We start from the raw sequence: 16,361 nt of genomic DNA on the forward strand, positions 1-16,361 counted from the left end.
CAGCCGGCCACGGAGGCCGGCCCGGTGCCGCTCCACCACGCACGGCCCTCAGCCAGCCACAACGCCCGGCCGGCCACTACGCCCCGCGACACCTGACACCCCGCACGCACGGCGGTCAGCCGACCACGACACCCGCCCCGGCACGACGCCCCATCACGCACAGCGGTCAGCCGACCACGAAGGTCGGCCCGGCGACGCCCCACCACGCACGGCCCTCAGCCAGCCACAACACCCGGCCGGCCACTACGCCCCGCGACACACGACGCCCCGCACGCACGACAGTCAGCCGAGCACGACACCCGGCTACCCACTACACCCCGCCGACCACGACACCCGGCGACGCGCGACGGCCCGCCGGTCGCGGCGGTCGGACCGGTGTGGTGCCCCGTTGCGCACAAGGCTCCCGGCCGGAACGCCATGCCCGGCACAGGCAGGTCGTCGGGGCCTAGGGTCTTTCGTTTGGATCAGGCCGGATCAGGGAGCGGGGTCTGGTGCCGTGGATCGCAAGGCGGAGGAGGGCGGCAGGGCGGAGCCCTGACAACCGACGACAACGCCGCGAGGCGCGGTGCCAGGGCCCGCGAGCCCGGCATGATCCAAACGAGAGGCCCTAGCGGGCTGCCTCCTTCGAGACCAGGGCGACCGCTTCCGCCACGTCGTCCGTGACGTGGAACAGGAGCAGGTCCTTCTCCGCCGCCTTGCCCTGGGCCACCAGGGTGTTCTCCAGCCAGGAGACCAGGCCGCCCCAGTACGCGCTGCCGAACAGGACGATGGGGAAGCGGGTGACCTTCTGGGTCTGCACGAGGGTCAGGGCCTCGAAGAGTTCGTCGAGGGTGCCGAGGCCGCCGGGCAGCACCACGAAGCCCTGGGCGTACTTGACGAACATCATCTTCCGGACGAAGAAGTAGCGGAAGTTCAGGCCGATGTCGACGTAGGGGTTCAGCCCCTGCTCGAAGGGCAGCTCGATGCCGAGGCCCACCGAGACGCCGCCGGCCTCGCAGGCGCCCTTGTTGGCCGCCTCCATGGCGCCCGGGCCGCCGCCCGTGATCACCGCCCAGCCCGCCTCCACCAGGCCGCGGCCGAGCCGGACACCGGCGTCGTACTCGGGCGAGTCAGCCGCCGTCCGCGCCGAGCCGAACACGCTGATGGCGGGCGGCAGTTCGGCCAGGGTGCCGAAGCCCTCGATGAACTCCGACTGGATCCGCAGCACCCGCCAGGGGTCGGTGTGCACCCAGTCCGAGGGCCCGCCCGCGTCCAGCAGGCGCTGGTCCGTGGTGCTCGCCGTGACCTGCCCGCGCCGGCGGAGGACCGGCCCCAGGCGCTGCTCCTCCGGCGGCTGCCTCGTGCCCTCCGGGCTCCCAGTGGCCATGTGCGCTCCCTCCGATTGCGGTCTTTCCGACCTCAGCGTAGATCGGCGCGGGTTACGCGCGGGGGACCTGGGCATGTCCGCCGCCGAGCGCCGTGTCCTCGCCCCGCTCCGGCCGTCCGGCCCGGTCAGGCCGTCAGCCATGCCCGCAGGCGGGCCTCCCCCGCCAGAATCTTGGCGATTTCTACCCGTTCATCCCTTTTGTGCGCCAAGTGTGGGTTTCCCGGGCCGTAGTTGACCGCGGGGACGCCCAGCGCCGAGAACCGCGACACGTCCGTCCAGCCGTACTTGGGCCGCGGCTCGCCGCCCACCGCCTCGATGAAGGCCGCCGCCGCGGGGTGGGACAGCCCAGGAAGGGCGCCCCCGCCGTGGTCGTCCACCACGAACTCCGCCACTCCGCAGTCCGCGAAGACCTCCCGGACGTGGGCGATCGCCTCCTCCTCCGTGCGGTCGGGCGCATAGCGGAAGTTGACGGTGACGACGCACTCGTCGGGGATGACGTTGCCCGCCACGCCGCCGCCGATGCCCACCGCGTTCAGGCCCTCCCGGTACTCCAGGCCGTCGATCACCGGGCGGCGCGGCTCGTAGGACGCGAGGCGGGCCAGGATCGGGGCCGCCGCGTGGATCGCGTTGGCGCCCATCCAGCCGCGCGCCGAGTGGGCCCGCTCGCCCGCCGTCCTGAGGAGCACGCGCAGGGTGCCCTGGCAGCCGCCCTCGACCTCGCCGTCGGAGGGCTCCAGCAGCACCGCGAAGTCGCCCCGCAGCCACTCCGGGTGGGCCTCGGCCACGTGCTTGAGGCCGTTGAGGTCGGCCTGGACCTCCTCGTTGTCGTAGAAGACGAAGGTCAGGTCGCGGTTGGGGGCCGGGACGGTGGCCGCGAGGCGCAGCTGCACGGCGACGCCCGACTTCATGTCGCAGGTGCCGCAGCCCCACAGGACGCCGTCGGCGTCGAGCCGGGAGGGGACGTTGCCGGCGATCGGGACCGTGTCGATGTGGCCGGCCAGGATCACCCGCTCCGGGCGGCCCAGGTCCGTCCGGGCGATCACGTTGTTGCCGTACCGGTCCACCGTCAGATGCGGCAGGGCGCGCAGGGCGCCCTCGATCGCGTCGGCGAGCGGCTTCTCCGTGCCGCTCTCCGAGGGGAAGTCGACGAGTTGCGCGGTGAGCGCGGCGGCGTCCAGCGTGAGGTCAAGCGAGGTGTCGGCCATGGCGTCGACCCTAACGCGCCACCTCGCGCCGGCCGTCCCGCACCGGCCGCCGCACCCGGCGCCGGGGCCACAGCGGCCTCCAGTACCTTGTACGCGTGCCAGAGTCGACCCCTCCTTCCCCCAAGCGTCGTGGCCGCCTCTTCCGCCTCGGTGCGGCTCTTGTCGCCCTGTGCGCGCTCGCGGGCTATCTCGTCGTGCAGTACGTCACCGGCGGTACGCGGACTCCGGCCTGCAAGGTGATCGCGACCGGGAACGACCGTACGTCGTACCGGTTCACGCCCGAGCAGGCGGTCAACGCGGCGACGATCACCGCCGTCGGCACCGGGCGCGGCATGCCCGAGCGGGCCGTGGCCATCGCGCTGGCCACCGCGCTCCAGGAGTCCGGGCTGCGCAATCTGGAGCACGGCGACCGGGACTCGCTCGGACTGTTCCAGCAGCGTCCCTCGCAGGGCTGGGGCACCGAGAAGCAGATCATGGACCCGGGCTACGCGGCGGGCATGTTCTACGACCATCTGGTCAAGGTGCGGGACTACGAACAGCTCCCGCTCACCGTGGCCGCGCAGCGCGTGCAGCGCAGCGGCTTCCCGGAGGCGTACGCCAAGCACGAGCCGGACGCCATACTGCTGGCCGCGGCCCTGACCGGGCAGTCGGCGGCCACGCTGACCTGTCAGGGGCGGCCCACGGCCGACGGGCAGGCGACCGCCGCGGCCACGGGGACCGACGCGGTACGGGCCGCGCTGGTACGGGACTTCGGGCCGCGCGAGACCCTGGTGGCGGCCGGCGCGGAGGTGGGCGACGCGAAGCGGCCGTCGCCGGCCCCGACGGTGACCGCGCGGGCGGAGGGCCGGACGGTGACCGTGCCGGTGCCGGGCGGACCGAAGACGGACGCGGCGGCCCGTACCGAGCGGGAGCGGGGCTGGCAGCTGGCGCACTGGGCGGTGGCCAACTCCTCGGCGCTGCACATCCAGCGGGTGTCGTACGCGGGGCGCGAGTGGACCGCCGGGCGCACGGACAGCACGTGGCGTCCGATCGCCGCGCAGGGCACCGCGGGCGCGGAGCGGGCCGCGGGATCCGTGCGGATCGTGACCGGGCAGTAGTACAGCGGCTCACTCTCAGGGGTTATCCGACGCGGGCCGGAGTGGACGGGCGCGCAGGTTTTCGCGCGGTCACCCCACGATCCGGAAAACCCTTGGGAATGCCGGGATGCAGGGGTCCTGCGGGCGCTCCGGCAAGGCACTCTTTGCCCGTTTTCATCCACACCTGATAATGCGATGCGTTAACAATTCTTTACCCGGAGTCTGCGCAACCTTCGCGCTCTTCGAGCGGTAGTCACTGTGTCCGAGCCCGAACGATCAACAGCGGACGATCCCCTGCGGTCGGTCCCCCGCGGTCGGTCAACTGCCGGGCCCGGTCGAGCACTTCACAGTTCTCCCGTCGAATGGAGCATCATGTCCCTCCCCCTGACCCGCCGGATCGCCCGTACCGCGCTGCTCGTCGCAGCGGGAGCGGCCGCCGGCGTCGGTGTGGCCGGCTCCGCCAGCGCGGCGCCGAGCCTCCCGGCCACCCCGAACCTCGGCGGGCTGACCGCCCTGGACGGGGCGAGCGTCGCCAGCACCGTCGACGGCGCGGCCCAGCACGTCACCGAGGTCGCCGCCGACACGGGCGGCAAGACCGTCAAGAAGGCGGTGCCGGCCGCGGGCGACACCGGTGGCCAGGCCGTGCAGAAGGCGGCGCCGCTGGTGCAGAAGGCGGCGGGCGACACGGCCCGCTCCGCCGAGGGCATCCTCGGCGAGACCGCCAAGTCGGCCACGCAGGGCGGGCTGCCGACGGACGGCCTCACCAAGGGCGGGCTGCCGACGTCCCAGCTGCCGGTGCAGGGGCTGCCGCTGGGCGGCTGATGCCGACAGCGTGCGGTACCGGGGTCCAGGGCGTTTCCTGGGCCCCGTCGCCGTGTCCGGCCCCGGACCGGGACGGCCGCGGTCAGTCGGCCAGCCGCCGCACCGCCGCCGCGATCCGCTCGTCCGTGGCCGTCAGCGCGACGCGTACGAACGTCTCGCCCGCCGTGCCGTAGAAGTCGCCCGGCGCGACCAGGATGCCCCGGTCGGCCAGGTGGGCGACCGTGTGCCAGCAGGACTCGTCGCGGGTGGCCCACAGGTACAGGCTCGCCTCGCTGTGCTCGATGCGGAAGCCGTGGGCGAGCAGCGCCTCGCGCAGCACCGTGCGGCGGGCGGCGTAGCGCTCGCGCTGCTCGCGGACGTGCGTGTCGTCGCCCAGGGCCGCCACCACCGCCGCCTGGGTCGGCGCCGGGGTCATCATGCCGCCGTGCTTGCGGATCTCCAGCAGGGGGCCGAGGACGGCCGGGTCACCGGCCAGGAAGGCGGCGCGGTAGCCGGCCAGGTTCGAGCGCTTGGAGAGGGAGTGGACGGCGACGATCCCGTCGTACGAGCCGCCGTTCACGTCCGGGTGGAGCACCGAGACCGGGTCGGCCTCCCAGCCCAGTTCGAGGTAGCACTCGTCGGAGAAGACCAGGATGCCGTGCTCGCGGGCCCAGGCCACGATCCGGGTCAGCTCCTCCTTGGCCAGCACCCGGCCCGTCGGGTTCGACGGGGAGTTCAGCCACAGGAGTCTCAGGTCCGCGGGGTCCAGGTCCGTCGGGTCGTCGTAGACCACGTGGCCGGCGCGGGCCAGGCGGGCGCCGACCTCGTACGTCGGGTAGGCCAGGCGCGGGTGCGCCACCTTGTCGCCGGGGCCGAGGCCCAGCTGGGTGGGGAGCCAGGCGACGAGTTCCTTGGAGCCGACGACGGGCAGGACATGGCGGTGGGTGAGGTCACGGGCGCCGAGGCGGCGTGTCACCCAGCCGGTGATCGCGTCGCGCAGTTCGGGCGTGCCCCAGACGGTCGGGTAGCCCGGCGAGTCGGCCGCGGCGATCAGCGCCTTCTGGATCAGCTCGGGGACCGGGTCGACGGGGGTGCCGACGGACAGGTCGACGATGCCGCCGGGGTGCGCGGCAGCCGTCTTCTTGTACGGCTCCAGTTTGTCCCAGGGGAAGGCGGGAAGGCGGTCGGAGACTGCGGACACGGTGTACTGGCTCCCTTTCGTCGGTACGGCAAACGCCTCGGTCCCGTGCGGCGGCGATCAAGGCGACCGGGCCGTACGGGACCGAGGCGGCGCGGAGGCCCCGGTTGCCGAGAACGGGGGGCGCGGGCCGTCGTGCGGGGTTACTCGGCCTGCGGCGGCAGCGCGGCAATGAAGGGGTGGTCGCGCTCGATCAGACCCAGCTTGCTGGCGCCGCCGGGGGAACCCAGCTCGTCGAAGAACTCGACGTTCGCCTTGTAGTAGTCCTTCCACTCCTCCGGAGTGTCGTCCTCGTAGAAGATCGCCTCGACCGGGCAGACCGGCTCACAGGCACCACAGTCGACGCATTCGTCCGGGTGGATGTACAAGGACCGCTGGCCCTCGTAGATGCAGTCGACCGGGCACTCCTCGATGCACGCCTTGTCCTTGACGTCGACACAAGGCTGCGCGATGACGTAGGTCACGCTGTCGTTCCTCCTCGATAGGGCGCCGGCGGGCCTCCACAGGCTCCGCCGCCTGGCGCGCGGGAGCGCGGCGTCGTCGATGCCCGCACCTAGTATCTCCGTTCTTGGGCATGATCCGAACAGGAGGGGTGAACTGACCTGTGGAAATCTCTGCCACCGGGCGATTCGAGGTCCGAATCACCGCCGCTGACGTGGGTAAACGGGTCTCCGTGCGGCGCTTGAGCGAACCCGGAGATCCCTCGGCGAAGTTCACCGACACGGTGGGGGTTCTCACATCCTGGGACGACGGTGTGCTGCTGATCACACGGAAGGACGGGCAGTCCGTCCGGATCCCGGAATCCACGCTGGTCGCGGGCAAGACGGTGCCGGCCGCCCGGGCGCGCCGCCGGGGTCCCGCCGCCACCTACGAGGAGCTCGCGCGGGTGTCCGCGAGGGCCTGGCAGCCGGTGGAGAGCGAGCGGCTGGGCGCGTGGGAGCTGCGCGCCGCGGTCCAGGGGACGCCGCCCGAGGCGCGCCCTCGGGGGGCGGGGGCCGGGCGACGGACGGGATTCACCCGGCGGGCCAACAGCGTGCTGCCGCTCGGCGACCCGGGGCTTCCGCTCGACGCGGCACTGCGGGCCGTACGACGCTGGTACGACGAGCGTGGGCTGCCCGCGTACGTGCAGACCGCGACCGGCGCCGCGGGCACCCAGGAGCTGCTGTGCGCGGAGCTGGAGCGGCGCGGCTGGGTGCGCGAGGTGACCTCCGAGCTGTGGACCGGGGCGCTCGCGCCGGTCGCGGACCGGGCCGAGGGCAGCGGTGTGGTGCTGTCCCGGACCGCGGACCGGACATGGCTGACCAGATACCAGCGCAAGGGGGTGAGCGAGGTGGCCCTGCGGGTGCTGAGCAGCGGGCCGTCGGTGTGGTTCGCGACCGTGCCCGGTGCGGACGGGGCGGCCCCGGCCGCGATCGGGCGGTGCGTCGTGGACGGGCGGTGGGCCGGGTTCGCCGCCGTCGAGGTGGATCCGGAGCAGCGCCGGCGGGGGCTGGCCACGGCCGTGCTGGCCGCGCTGGCCCGGCGGGCCCTCGACGAGGGTGCCTCGGCCGCCTGGCTCCAGGTCGAGGCGGACAACGCGGGGGCGCGGGCGCTGTACGCCGGTCTGGGCTTCGCCGCGCACCACGCCTACCACCACTACCGGGAGCCCGCTGACACCGACGGGTACGGGCCGTCGTGACCCGGCGCGGGCCTGCCATGCGTCCCCCCTATCCCCCGTCCCCGGAGCGCTCCGCGGAGGTGCGGCGGCGGTTCGCCGCGGAGGCGCGCGCCGAGCGGCCCGATCTGTCGCTGCTGTGTCTGCTGCTCGGCGCGGAGGCGGACGGTTCGCTGGACGAGGCGGGCCTGGACGCCGCGCAACTGGAGCTCGACCGGCTCGCGGGGCAGCTGCCCTACGGTCCGGGCGGGCCGTCGGACTGGGCCGCCGCGCTGCACCGGCTGCTCGGGGTGCGGTACGAGTTCCATGGCTCCGCGGCCGACTACCGGCGGCTGGAGTCGTCGCTCCTGCACGCGGTGCTGCGGCGGCGGCGCGGGCTGCCGATCCTGCTGTCGGTGGTCTGGATGGAGGTGGCCCGGCGGGCGGGGGCGCATGTGTACGGGGTCGCGTTGCCGGGGCACTTCGTGGTGGGGTTCGGGCCGGCCGGGGACCAGGTGCTGGCCGATCCGTTCGACGGTGGCCGGGTGCTCACCGGGACGGACGCGGAGCTGTTGGTGACCGGGGCCACGGGGGCGCCGCTGGAGCCGTCCATGCTGGTGCCCGCGGCGCCGCTCGACGTCCTTGTGCGGATCCTGAACAACGTCCGGGCGTGGGCGGCGGTGCGGCCGGAGCGGTCGGATGTGGCGTTGTGGGCCGTGGAGCTGTCCCTGTTGCTGCCGTCGCATCCGGCCCGGCTGCGGTATGAGCGGGCGCAACTTCTCGTTCAGCGGGGGGAGTTCGTTGCCGGGGCGGCGGAGCTTGATGCGTATGCGGAGGTGTTGGCCGCGGTGGATGAGTCGCGGGCGCGGCGGGTGCGGGGGCAGGCTTCTGCGGCTCGGGCGCGGTTGAACTAAGCCCGCGGGTCCCTGCGGGGCTTTTGCGGGGCGTGGGTTCGTTGTCGGGTGCGGCGGCGTTGTGGTTGATCGCGCCGTTCCTCGCGCCCCCCTGCGGGGCACAGGATCGTCGTCGGGAGCCGCGCCATCGTGGTTCATCGCGCCGTTCCCCGCGCCCCTCACGGGGCACGGGACCGTCGTCGGGTGCCGCGCCATCGTGGTTCATCGCGCCGTTCCCCGCGCCCCTCACGGGGCACGGGACCGTCGTCGGGTGCCGCGCCATCGTGGCTCGTCGCACCGGTCCCCGCGCCCCCTGCGGGGCACAGGACCGTCGTCGGGTGCCGCGCCATCGTGGCTCGTCGCACCGGTCCCCGCGCCCCCTGCGGGGCACAGGACCGTCGTCGGGTGCGGCGCCATCGTGGCTCGTCGCGCCGGTCCCCGCGCCCCTTTCGGGGCACAGGACCGCCGTCGCGTGCCGGTTCCCGTGACCCCCTTTGTGGTGGGGGCTGATGTCGATCGCTTTGCTATAGCCAGCCCTTTTTTTGGGCTATGTGGGCTGCTTCTGTTCTGTTGCGGGCCGTTAGTTTTTGGATGGCTGTGGACAGGTAGTTGCGGACCGTGCCCTGGGAGAGGTGCAGGGTTCTGGCCAGTTCCGCGTTGGTGGAGCCGTCGGCGGCGGCGCGGAGGACCTCGCGTTCGCGGTCGGTGAGGGGGTTGGCCCCCTCGGCGAGGGCCGCGGCGGCGAGCGTGGGGTCGATGACCCGCTCGCCGGACAGCACCTTGCGCACCGCGTCGGCGAGCTGCGCGGCGGGGGCGTCCTTGACCAGGAAGGCGTCGGCGCCCGCCTCCATCGCGCTGCGCAGGTAGCCGGGGCGGCCGAAGGTGGTGAGGACGACCAGCTTCACCCCGGGCAGCTCCCGGCGCACCCGGGCCGCGGCCTCGATACCGGTGCAGCCCGGCATCTCGATGTCGAGCAGGGCGACGTCCACGCCGTGCTCGCGCGCCGCGGCCAGCACCTCGTCCCCGCGCGCGACCTGGGCGACGACCTCGATGTCGTCCTCAAGGCCGAGCAGGGCGGCCAGCGCCTCGCGGACCATCGACTGGTCCTCGGCGAGGAGGACCTTGATCGTGCTGCTCATGCCGGAAATCCTAGGCCGCGCCGGCCGTTACGGGCACGCGGGCGATCAGGCGGAAGCCGTGTCCGACCCGGCCCGCCTCCAGGGTGCCGCCGGCCTTCTCCAGGCGTTCGGTCAGGCCGGTCAGGCCGTTGCCCGGGCCGCTGCCTGAGCCGCCCGCGCCGTTGTCCTCGACGGAGAGTTCGAGGACCGGCCCGTCCAGGGTCTGCCGGCGCAGCACCTCCACCGCACACCGCTGGGCGCCGCTGTGCCGTACGACGTTGGTGACCGCCTCGCGCAGCGCCCAGGCCAGCGCGGACTCGGCGTCCTCGGGCACCCCGGCGAGATCCGGTTCGGCAGGCACCCGGGCGGTGACCCCGGCGGCGGTCAGGGCGACCTGGGCGCCGGCGAGTTCGGCGGCGAGACGCGGGCGCCGGTAGCCGGTGACCGCCTCCCGGACGTCGACCAGGGCCTGGCGGCTGACCCGCTCGATGTCGGCGACCTGCCGGGCCGCCTCGTCGGGCCGGCCGGGCAGCATCCGGCCCGCGAGTTCGCTCTTCAGCGTGATCAGCGAGAGGGAGTGGCCGAGCAGGTCGTGCAGATCGCGGGCGAGCCGCAGCCGCTCCTCGTTGGCGGCGAGCTGGGCGACGGTGGCCCGGGCCTTGCGGAGCTCGACCGTGGTGCGGACCAGCTGGCCGACGCCGCTCATCGCGAACCCGATGAGCAGCTGGAGCAGGAGCAGGTCGCGTGCCGTCGCCACGTCGTCGATGCGCACCGCGACGAGGTACATCGCGGCGGCCGACGCGGGGACGGCCCAGTACGCGACGCGCAGCGGCAGCGCCGCCCCGCAGGCGACGGAGAGGTAGACGAACAGGCCGAGCCAGGGCCCGCCGAGGGTGAGGGCCAGCACCGGGGCGAGGACACCGAGGACGGCGAGCAGGACGGCGACGACCCGCACGGGGCAGGGCCGGCCCATGGTGCGGAAGAGCAGCACCAGATAGACGCCGACGAAGCAGACCAGGCCGAGCGCGCCGGCCACCGTGCCGCCGGTGGTATGACCGCTGTGCACCAGATCCTGGCTCGGCGAGCCGAGGAAGACCAGCCAGACCCCGATCCACAGCAGCTTGACCAGCAGCCCACGGCGGTCGCGCAGGGACTGTCCCCTGCGCAGCCACCCTCGCGGTCCGCTCTCGTGGGCCCTCGCATCCCCTGTCATCGTGCTCACGCCGTCAGCGTGTCCTTCCGGTACAGCCAGGCCGCGCCGCCCGTGAACAGCACGAAGAAGACGGCGAGGACGGCGATGTCCTGGGCGTGCGGCGCCTGGTTCTGCTCGATCGCGCGCCCCAGGGCAGCGTACGCGTGCGTGGGCAGCCACCTGGCGATGTCCTGGAGCCACTGCGGGAAGGTCGTGGACGGCATCCACAGGCCGCCCAGGATCGACAGGCCGAAGTAGATGATCATCGTGATCGGGCGGACGGCGTCCCCGGCGGCCAGGTAGCCGAGGGCGACGCCGAGCGCGGCGAAGACCAGGCTCCCGGCCCAGATGGCGCCGGTGAGGGCGAGCCACTGCCAGGCGTCCAGCCGTACGTCCCGCACGGCCGCGGCGACCACGAAGACGAGGACGATCGACGGGAGGCTGACGACGGCCGCGCTCGCGGTCTTGGCGAGGACGTAGCCGCGCCCCGGCAGGCTGGTCAGCCGCAGCTGCCGCACCCAGCCGCTCTCGCGTTCCCTGGCGATGCGTTCGCTGTTGCCCATCAGAACGGCGGTCAGCGCGCCGAAGGAGGCCATGGAGACCATCATGTACGCCGGCAGGGTCAGGCCGGTGCCGTCGACCGTGCCGGTGGCGTCCGCGCGGCCCGCGATGAGCAGGAACAGGGCCGAAGGGTAGAGCACCGAGAAGAACAGGAACCTGCGGTTGCGCAGGGCGCGGGTGAGTTCCAGCTTGATCAGGCTGTTCATGACTGCTTGGCCTCCTCGGCCTCCGTGATGGCGACGAAGGCCTGCTCAAGTCCGAGCCCGGTGACTTCGAGGTTGCGGGGGCGCACGCCGAGTCCGTACAGGGCGTGCACGGTGGCGTCGGCGTCGGTGGACCGGATGCGGACGGTCCGGCCGCTGACGTCGATCGAGGCGAGGAAGGGCAGGGCGTGCAGGGCGGCCCGGTCGATGTCGCCCGCGAGGTCGAAGGAGATCCGGCGGGCGCCCGCCCTCGCCTTGATCTCGGCGGCGGTGCCGTCGGCGAGGAGCCTGCCGCGGTGCAGCACGAGTACCCGGTCGGCGATCGCGTCGGCCTCTTCGAGGTAGTGGGTGGCGAACAGCACGGTACGGCCCCGGTCGGCCTGCTCACGCAGGGTGGCCCAGAACGCCCGGCGGGCGGAGACGTCCATGCCGGTGGTGGGCTCGTCGAGGACGATCAGGTCGCTGTCGCCTGCGGTGGCGAGGGCGAAGCGGACACGCTGGGCCTGGCCGCCGGAGAGCTTGTCGACCTTGCGGTCGGCGATCCCGGTGAGCCCGGCGCGGGCCAGCACGTCGGCGACGGGGTACGGCCGCGGGTGCAGCGCGCAGCCGAGCCTGACCAGTTCGGCGACGGTCACCTCGTCCGTCAGCCCGCCGGACTGCAGCATGGCGCCCACCCGGCCGGCCACGATCGCCTCGCGCGGGCCGGTGCCGAAGACGCGGACCGTGCCGCTGTCGGGCCGCTTGAGGCCGAGCAGCAGGTCCAGGGTGGTGGACTTGCCGGCCCCGTTGGGCCCGAGCAGGGCCACGGTCTCCCCCGGGCGGAGCGCGAGCGAGAGCCCGTCCACGGCCCGCACGCGCCCGTACACCTTGCTCACGTGTTCGAACCCGACCACGGGGGTGGTGGCCGGTGCCGCTGTCGTCGTCATGGCGTTCATGGTGACGGCGCGGGCCGGGGGCACGGCAGTGCCGGCCGTCCCGAGTGCCGGATGACAGATGTCATGTCCGTACCGGCACGGGGCGGCACCCCACGGCCCCGTGCCGCATCGCATGTCCGGGACGGTGTGCGGCCCGGGAGGGCTCGTCCACGGGGGCTGGCCCTCCTGCGGGACGGCCGGGCGTCAGTTCGGGTTGGTGTCGATGACTCCGATGCGCTCCGCCTGCGTCGTACCGCGCAGAGCCTTGCGCAGCGCGGCGACGACGTCCTGCGGCTGGACACCGCGCTTTCCGGTGGCGGTCTCGATCTGCACACCGTCGAAGGTGCTGCCGTACGCCTTCTTGAGCGCGTCGAGGTCGTACGTGTCGACGAGCTTGCCGCCGACGGCCTTGACGCCGAGGATCTTCGGCAGGGACAGCGGGCCGAACGGGATGCTGTGCGCCGCGTCGGTCTGCACGGTGACGATGTCGGACATCGCGGGCTCGGCGAACTCCTTCATCATCCGGTCGACCTCGGCGTTCGAGATCGTCGGCTGCTGGGCCGTGGTGGGCACGGTCACCGGGGCCGCCGAGCCGGTCTCCACCAGGGTGCGGTAGGCCTGTTCGACGGCCCGTACGGACTGGCCGGCGTCGATGCCCTTGCCCGCCTTGCCGTAGACGGCGACGGCCTTGCCGGACTCGAACTTGATCGTGCCCTCGGTGACCGAGCCGGAGTCGCCGCCGGCCTCCGCCAGGGCGGCCTGGAGCTTCTCCTCGTCGACCGGCATCGCCGGTTCGACCTCGCGCTTCTGGCCGAACAGGGAGCCGACCACGGACACCGGGTTGTAGTCGCTCCGCGCGGCCGTGCCCACCGTGGCCTGGAAGTCGAACTGGAGGCCCGCCTTGTCCGGTGCCAGGGAGACCGACGTGCCGTCCACCGACAGCTTCAGCGGCTTGCCGGTCCGGCTGCCGAACGCGTCGTCGAGCTTCTTGACGGCGTCGTCGCGGGTGCCGCCGCCGATGTCGACGCCGAGCACGGTGGTGCCCTTGGGCACGTCGGAGTGGTTCATCAGCAGCCCGGCGCCGTAGACACCGGCGCCGAGGAAGACGACGACGCCGCCGAGCAGCACCAGTTTGCTGCGGCCCTTCTTCTTCGGCTTGGCCTTCGGCACGTTCTGCGCGACCGGCTCGGGCAGCTTCGGGGCGGTGTGCGGCACCGGTCCCTCGGGCGTGCCCGGCGCGAACGCGGCGTCGGGGCCGGGCGGGACGACCGGGATGCCGCTGGTGAGGGTGTGTCCTGAGACGTTGTCGAGCGGGGCGCCGTAGCCGGAATCGGCCGGTTCCGGGACCTGCTTCTGCGGGGTGAGGACCGCGGTGTCGTCGCTGAGCCCGCCGCCGGGGCCGTGGTGCGCGCCGGCGCCGGGCCGGACGCCGGGGCCGCCCGGGCCGGGGTGGCCGCCGGGAGCGACGCCGTTCGGGCCGTCGAAGGGCTCGCCCCCCGCCAGGCCGTGGTCGCCGCGGCCGGCCGGGCGCGCGGCCGCCGGTGGCACCATCGGCCCGTCCCCGGTGACCGGTCCGCTGGTCGGCCCGGCGGGCCCGCCCGGTCCTGGCAGTCCCCCGGGGCCGCCGGGTCCGCCCTGGCCGCCCTGTCCGTGGGTGCCGTCGAGGCCGCCTGGCCCGTGCTCCGGGAAGTACGGCAGGTCGTCGTGGCGGGGCTCGCCCGCGCCGTCCGGGCCGGGCCGCGGGCCGCCGCCCAGCGGGCCGGAGGCGAGCGCCTCGGTCACGTCGAAGGAGCCGGTGCCGCCGCCGTGTCCGGGGGCGACGGGTCCGCCGGTGGCACCGCCGGGCAGCCCCGCCCCGTTCGTGCCGCCACCGCCGGGCCGGGGGCCGCCCGGCACGCTCATGGCGCCGACGATGCCGCCGGGCCGGCCGCCGCCACCGGGCCGCGGCGCGCCGGGCGTGCCCGGGGCCGCCGCGCCGCCGGCCGCCGAAGCGCCGGGCGCCGCGGCCCCGTTGGCGCCGCCGCCCGGACCGCCTTTGGCCGGGCCGGACTTGCGGGGGGCGAACCAGTCGCTCGCCTTCTCCTTTCCCGCGACCGCGGGGGCGGGTTCGGCCGGGGCCGCGCCGGGGCCGGCGAACGGCTGGACGGGAGTGGGCTGCGCGTCGGCGCCGGGGCCCTCGGCGGGGCTCTCGGCGTCCGCGACGGGCGTGCGCACGACGACCGGCGGGATGGGCCGCGATCCGGGGATGTTGATCCGGATCCGGGTCGTCAGCGTGGTCTCGGTCTTGCGCTCCTCCGGCTGCGTGGCCGAACGGCCCGCGTCCGCGCCGCCGTCGGCTGCCATGGGGGTTCCGTACGGCGGTGTGCCCGAGGGGTATGCGGCTCCGCCGCGCCCGTCGGGCCCGGAGGACGGAGTGTCAGTTTCACGACTCAAGACAGGTTCTCCCGGTTGGCTCCACCGCCCATGACAACCTCAGTGTGGGGGTCCCCCCGGCACGAGCGGAGTCGAGTGCTTGGGGAAGGCTCGGCGGCGCGCACCACCATACTGTCCGCTTCGGGCGCGTATCCCATGACCACCGGGGAAACCCGCACCGGACTCGCACGTGCGCCGCGCGGCGAAAGCGGTACGTCACTTGCCAAGTCGGACGCTGTCACCGTCCGGTTGCCGCCCCGGCCCAAGCGTGGCGCAGATCACAGCGGCGGCCATCCCGCCGAGCAGGAAGAGATACGAGCCGATCCCGGCGCCGAACAGGAAGTCCCCTTCCGGACGGCTTGCGGTGAGCAGCATGACGGCGACGACCCAGCCGGCGGCGGGCGCGACCGCGCCGCCGCGGGTGCCGGTGGCGCGTGCCCCGCCGAGGAACAGCCCCGCGGCGCCCGCCAGCGCGAGCAGCAGCCCGCCCGGGAACCAGCCGCTCTGCACCAGTGCCCCGGCCAGCGCGGCCACGACACCGAGCACGAGCAGCCCGGCGTAGGCCGCGATCCGCCCGGCGGAGGGGCGGTGCAGCGGCTGGGCGAGCAGCGGTCCGTGTCGTTCCCGGCCCGTTCCGCTCATGACGCCTCCTCGGGGGCGAGCCCGGCGAACAGATCGGTCTCGCGCGTGTCCGGCCGGGGGCCGCGCACCAACTCGTAGTGCTCCGTGGTGAACAGCGGCTGCGCCTGTTCGTTGGAGAGCGCGAACCAGGGCTCGGCCACCTCGATCTGGGTGGCGTGGGCACGCATCGCGGCGGCCTTGGCCGCGGCGTGCGCGGTGCCGTCGACCGCGGTGGTGATCCGGTCGTCGTCCACCACGCCCGGCAGGTCGTCGACGGAGCCGCTCCGGGCGAAGGGGAGGCCGGGCAGCTCGGTCCTGAGCCGGGCGAAGGCGGCCTCGGCGACGGAGCGCGGGATGCGGTTCCAGTAGACCTTGGGGACGCTCCAGCCGGCGTCGGCGGCCAGTTCGACGGCGCGCATGGCGACGCGGTGGGCCTGGATGTGGTCCGGGTGCCCGTAGCCGCCGTTGTCGTCGTAGGTGACCAGGACCTGGGGGCGCACCTCGGTCACGACCTCGGCCAGCCGGCCGGCGGCCTCGTCGAGGTCGGCCTGCCAGAAGCAGTCGGGGGCGTCGTTGTCGGGCAGGCCCATCATCCCGGAGTCGCCGTAGCGGCCGGCGCCGCCGAGCAGCCGGACGTCCGTGACGCCCAGCTCGCCCAGGGCGGACCGCAGTTCGGTCAGCCGGTGCGCGCCGAGGGCGGCCCCGGTCAGATGCCGCAGCCGGGGCGGAATGACCTCGCCCCGCTCCCCCAGGGTGCAGGTCACCAGCGTCACCTGCGCTCCCTGGGTCGCGTACCGGGCCATGGTCGCGCCGTTGTTGATCGACTCGTCGTCCGGGTGCGCGTGCACCAGGAGCAGACGGCGGGATGGCTGTTCCGTCATGCACCCCACCCTACGCAGCCGCGCCGGCGGTGCCGGGCGGCCCGGGTGGGAGGCGGGTCAGAACTTGATGCCGCCGATCATGCTGGCGACGTTCGTCGTCAGCTCGCTGATCGTGGGCGCGATGGTGGAGGAGGCGAGATAGAAGCCGAGCAGGATGCAGACGGCCGCATGGCCGCCCTTCAGTCCTGACTTCTTGATCAGCAGGAAGACGATGACCGCCAGCAGCACCACCGCCGAAATCGAAAGTGCCACGGCGGCTCACCTCCAAGGATCCCAGGGACGCGGGG

Annotated in this window: 16 protein-coding genes; 4 read left to right on the forward strand and 12 right to left on the reverse strand. The window is 73.9% G+C overall.

The window, feature by feature from the left end; translation table 11 throughout:
* Positions 1 to 607: 607 nt before the first annotated feature.
* Both CTZ28_RS00950 and dapE read right to left on the reverse strand, forming a co-directional pair.
* Positions 608 to 1,366: an LOG family protein gene (locus tag CTZ28_RS00950; RefSeq protein WP_121887235.1), complete on the reverse strand. Its 759-nt coding sequence runs from the start codon at positions 1,364 to 1,366 to the stop codon at positions 608 to 610.
* A 125-nt stretch (positions 1,367 to 1,491) separates the two neighbouring features.
* Positions 1,492 to 2,571 carry a succinyl-diaminopimelate desuccinylase gene (gene dapE, locus CTZ28_RS00955; RefSeq protein ID WP_121887236.1) on the reverse strand — a complete coding sequence of 360 codons (1,080 nt, stop codon included), beginning with the start codon at positions 2,569 to 2,571 and terminating at the stop codon, positions 1,492 to 1,494.
* Positions 2,572 to 2,666: 95 nt separating this feature from the next.
* On the opposite strand from dapE, the gene CTZ28_RS00960 reads away from it, so the two are divergent.
* Both CTZ28_RS00960 and CTZ28_RS00965 read left to right on the forward strand, forming a co-directional pair.
* A complete protein-coding gene (locus CTZ28_RS00960) occupies positions 2,667 to 3,668 on the forward strand; it encodes a VldE C-terminal domain-containing protein (protein WP_183154204.1) in 1,002 nt (333 codons plus the stop codon).
* A 351-nt stretch (positions 3,669 to 4,019) separates the two neighbouring features.
* Complete coding sequence (locus CTZ28_RS00965; protein ID WP_121887237.1) at positions 4,020 to 4,469, forward strand: ATP-binding protein; 450 nt, start codon at positions 4,020 to 4,022, stop codon at positions 4,467 to 4,469.
* A gap of 82 nt (positions 4,470 to 4,551) precedes the next feature.
* Here the strand turns inward: CTZ28_RS00965 and CTZ28_RS00970 are convergent, their stop codons facing one another.
* Both CTZ28_RS00970 and fdxA read right to left on the reverse strand, forming a co-directional pair.
* Complete coding sequence (locus CTZ28_RS00970) at positions 4,552 to 5,649, reverse strand: bifunctional succinyldiaminopimelate transaminase/glutamate-prephenate aminotransferase (RefSeq protein WP_121887238.1); 1,098 nt, start codon at positions 5,647 to 5,649, stop codon at positions 4,552 to 4,554.
* A 140-nt stretch (positions 5,650 to 5,789) separates the two neighbouring features.
* Positions 5,790 to 6,110 carry a ferredoxin gene (gene fdxA / locus CTZ28_RS00975; protein WP_030929316.1) on the reverse strand — a complete coding sequence of 107 codons (321 nt, stop codon included), beginning with the start codon at positions 6,108 to 6,110 and terminating at the stop codon, positions 5,790 to 5,792.
* A 140-nt stretch (positions 6,111 to 6,250) separates the two neighbouring features.
* On the opposite strand from fdxA, the gene CTZ28_RS00980 reads away from it, so the two are divergent.
* Both CTZ28_RS00980 and CTZ28_RS00985 read left to right on the forward strand, forming a co-directional pair.
* Positions 6,251 to 7,324: a GNAT family N-acetyltransferase gene (locus CTZ28_RS00980; RefSeq protein WP_121887239.1), complete on the forward strand. Its 1,074-nt coding sequence runs from the start codon at positions 6,251 to 6,253 to the stop codon at positions 7,322 to 7,324.
* 17 nt (positions 7,325 to 7,341) lie between these two features.
* On the forward strand, positions 7,342 to 8,193 hold the full coding sequence (locus CTZ28_RS00985; protein ID WP_121887611.1) for a transglutaminase family protein: 852 nt from the start codon (positions 7,342 to 7,344) through the stop codon (positions 8,191 to 8,193).
* Positions 8,194 to 8,696: 503 nt separating this feature from the next.
* On the opposite strand, the gene CTZ28_RS00990 is transcribed toward CTZ28_RS00985, so the two are convergent.
* From CTZ28_RS00990 to CTZ28_RS01025, 8 genes are all read right to left on the reverse strand, one after another.
* Entirely contained in the window at positions 8,697 to 9,311 is a 615-nt protein-coding gene (locus tag CTZ28_RS00990) for a response regulator transcription factor (RefSeq protein ID WP_121887240.1), read from the reverse strand.
* 10 nt (positions 9,312 to 9,321) lie between these two features.
* Positions 9,322 to 10,503, reverse strand: a complete 1,182-nt coding sequence (locus tag CTZ28_RS00995) for a sensor histidine kinase (protein ID WP_121887612.1) — start codon at positions 10,501 to 10,503, stop codon at positions 9,322 to 9,324.
* A 5-nt stretch (positions 10,504 to 10,508) separates the two neighbouring features.
* Positions 10,509 to 11,249 (reverse strand): ABC transporter permease, encoded by a 741-nt coding sequence (locus tag CTZ28_RS01000; protein ID WP_121887241.1) that lies wholly within the window; start codon positions 11,247 to 11,249, stop codon positions 10,509 to 10,511.
* Positions 11,246 to 12,172, reverse strand: a complete 927-nt coding sequence (locus tag CTZ28_RS01005; RefSeq protein WP_183154205.1) for an ABC transporter ATP-binding protein — start codon at positions 12,170 to 12,172, stop codon at positions 11,246 to 11,248. The genes CTZ28_RS01000 and CTZ28_RS01005 overlap by 4 nt, the downstream gene beginning before the upstream one ends.
* Positions 12,173 to 12,364: 192 nt before the next feature.
* Complete coding sequence (locus CTZ28_RS01010) at positions 12,365 to 14,593, reverse strand: hypothetical protein (protein ID WP_121887242.1); 2,229 nt, start codon at positions 14,591 to 14,593, stop codon at positions 12,365 to 12,367.
* A 195-nt stretch (positions 14,594 to 14,788) separates the two neighbouring features.
* A complete protein-coding gene (locus tag CTZ28_RS01015) occupies positions 14,789 to 15,214 on the reverse strand; it encodes a DUF6113 family protein (protein ID WP_121887243.1) in 426 nt (141 codons plus the stop codon).
* Positions 15,211 to 16,074, reverse strand: coding sequence for an N-acetyl-1-D-myo-inositol-2-amino-2-deoxy-alpha-D-glucopyranoside deacetylase (mshB, locus tag CTZ28_RS01020; RefSeq protein ID WP_121887244.1), 864 nt, complete (start codon positions 16,072 to 16,074; stop codon positions 15,211 to 15,213). The genes CTZ28_RS01015 and mshB overlap by 4 nt, the downstream gene beginning before the upstream one ends.
* Positions 16,075 to 16,131: 57 nt before the next feature.
* On the reverse strand, positions 16,132 to 16,326 hold the full coding sequence (locus CTZ28_RS01025; RefSeq protein WP_121887245.1) for a hypothetical protein: 195 nt from the start codon (positions 16,324 to 16,326) through the stop codon (positions 16,132 to 16,134).
* Between the last annotated feature and the right edge of the window lie 35 nt (positions 16,327 to 16,361).

Origin of the sequence: Streptomyces shenzhenensis, assembly GCF_003688995.1 — a bacterium.
GTDB classification, from domain to species: Bacteria; Actinomycetota; Actinomycetes; order Streptomycetales; family Streptomycetaceae; genus Streptomyces; species Streptomyces shenzhenensis_A.

Bases quoted from the DNA above. Each gene is read 5' to 3' on its own strand.
- CTZ28_RS00950 (WP_121887235.1), bottom strand. From the start codon at position 1,366: ATGGCCACTGGGAGCCCGGAGGGCACGAGGCAGCCGCCGGAGGAGCAG.
- dapE (WP_121887236.1), bottom strand. From the start codon at position 2,571: ATGGCCGACACCTCGCTTGACCTCACGCTGGACGCCGCCGCGCTCACC.
- CTZ28_RS00965 (WP_121887237.1), top strand. From the start codon at position 4,020: ATGTCCCTCCCCCTGACCCGCCGGATCGCCCGTACCGCGCTGCTCGTC.
- CTZ28_RS00985 (WP_121887611.1), top strand. From the start codon at position 7,342: ATGCGTCCCCCCTATCCCCCGTCCCCGGAGCGCTCCGCGGAGGTGCGG.
- CTZ28_RS00990 (WP_121887240.1), bottom strand. From the start codon at position 9,311: ATGAGCAGCACGATCAAGGTCCTCCTCGCCGAGGACCAGTCGATGGTC.
- CTZ28_RS00995 (WP_121887612.1), bottom strand. From the start codon at position 10,503: ATGACAGGGGATGCGAGGGCCCACGAGAGCGGACCGCGAGGGTGGCTG.
- CTZ28_RS01000 (WP_121887241.1), bottom strand. From the start codon at position 11,249: ATGAACAGCCTGATCAAGCTGGAACTCACCCGCGCCCTGCGCAACCGC.
- CTZ28_RS01005 (WP_183154205.1), bottom strand. From the start codon at position 12,172: ATGACGACGACAGCGGCACCGGCCACCACCCCCGTGGTCGGGTTCGAA.
- CTZ28_RS01015 (WP_121887243.1), bottom strand. From the start codon at position 15,214: ATGAGCGGAACGGGCCGGGAACGACACGGACCGCTGCTCGCCCAGCCG.
- mshB (WP_121887244.1), bottom strand. From the start codon at position 16,074: ATGACGGAACAGCCATCCCGCCGTCTGCTCCTGGTGCACGCGCACCCG.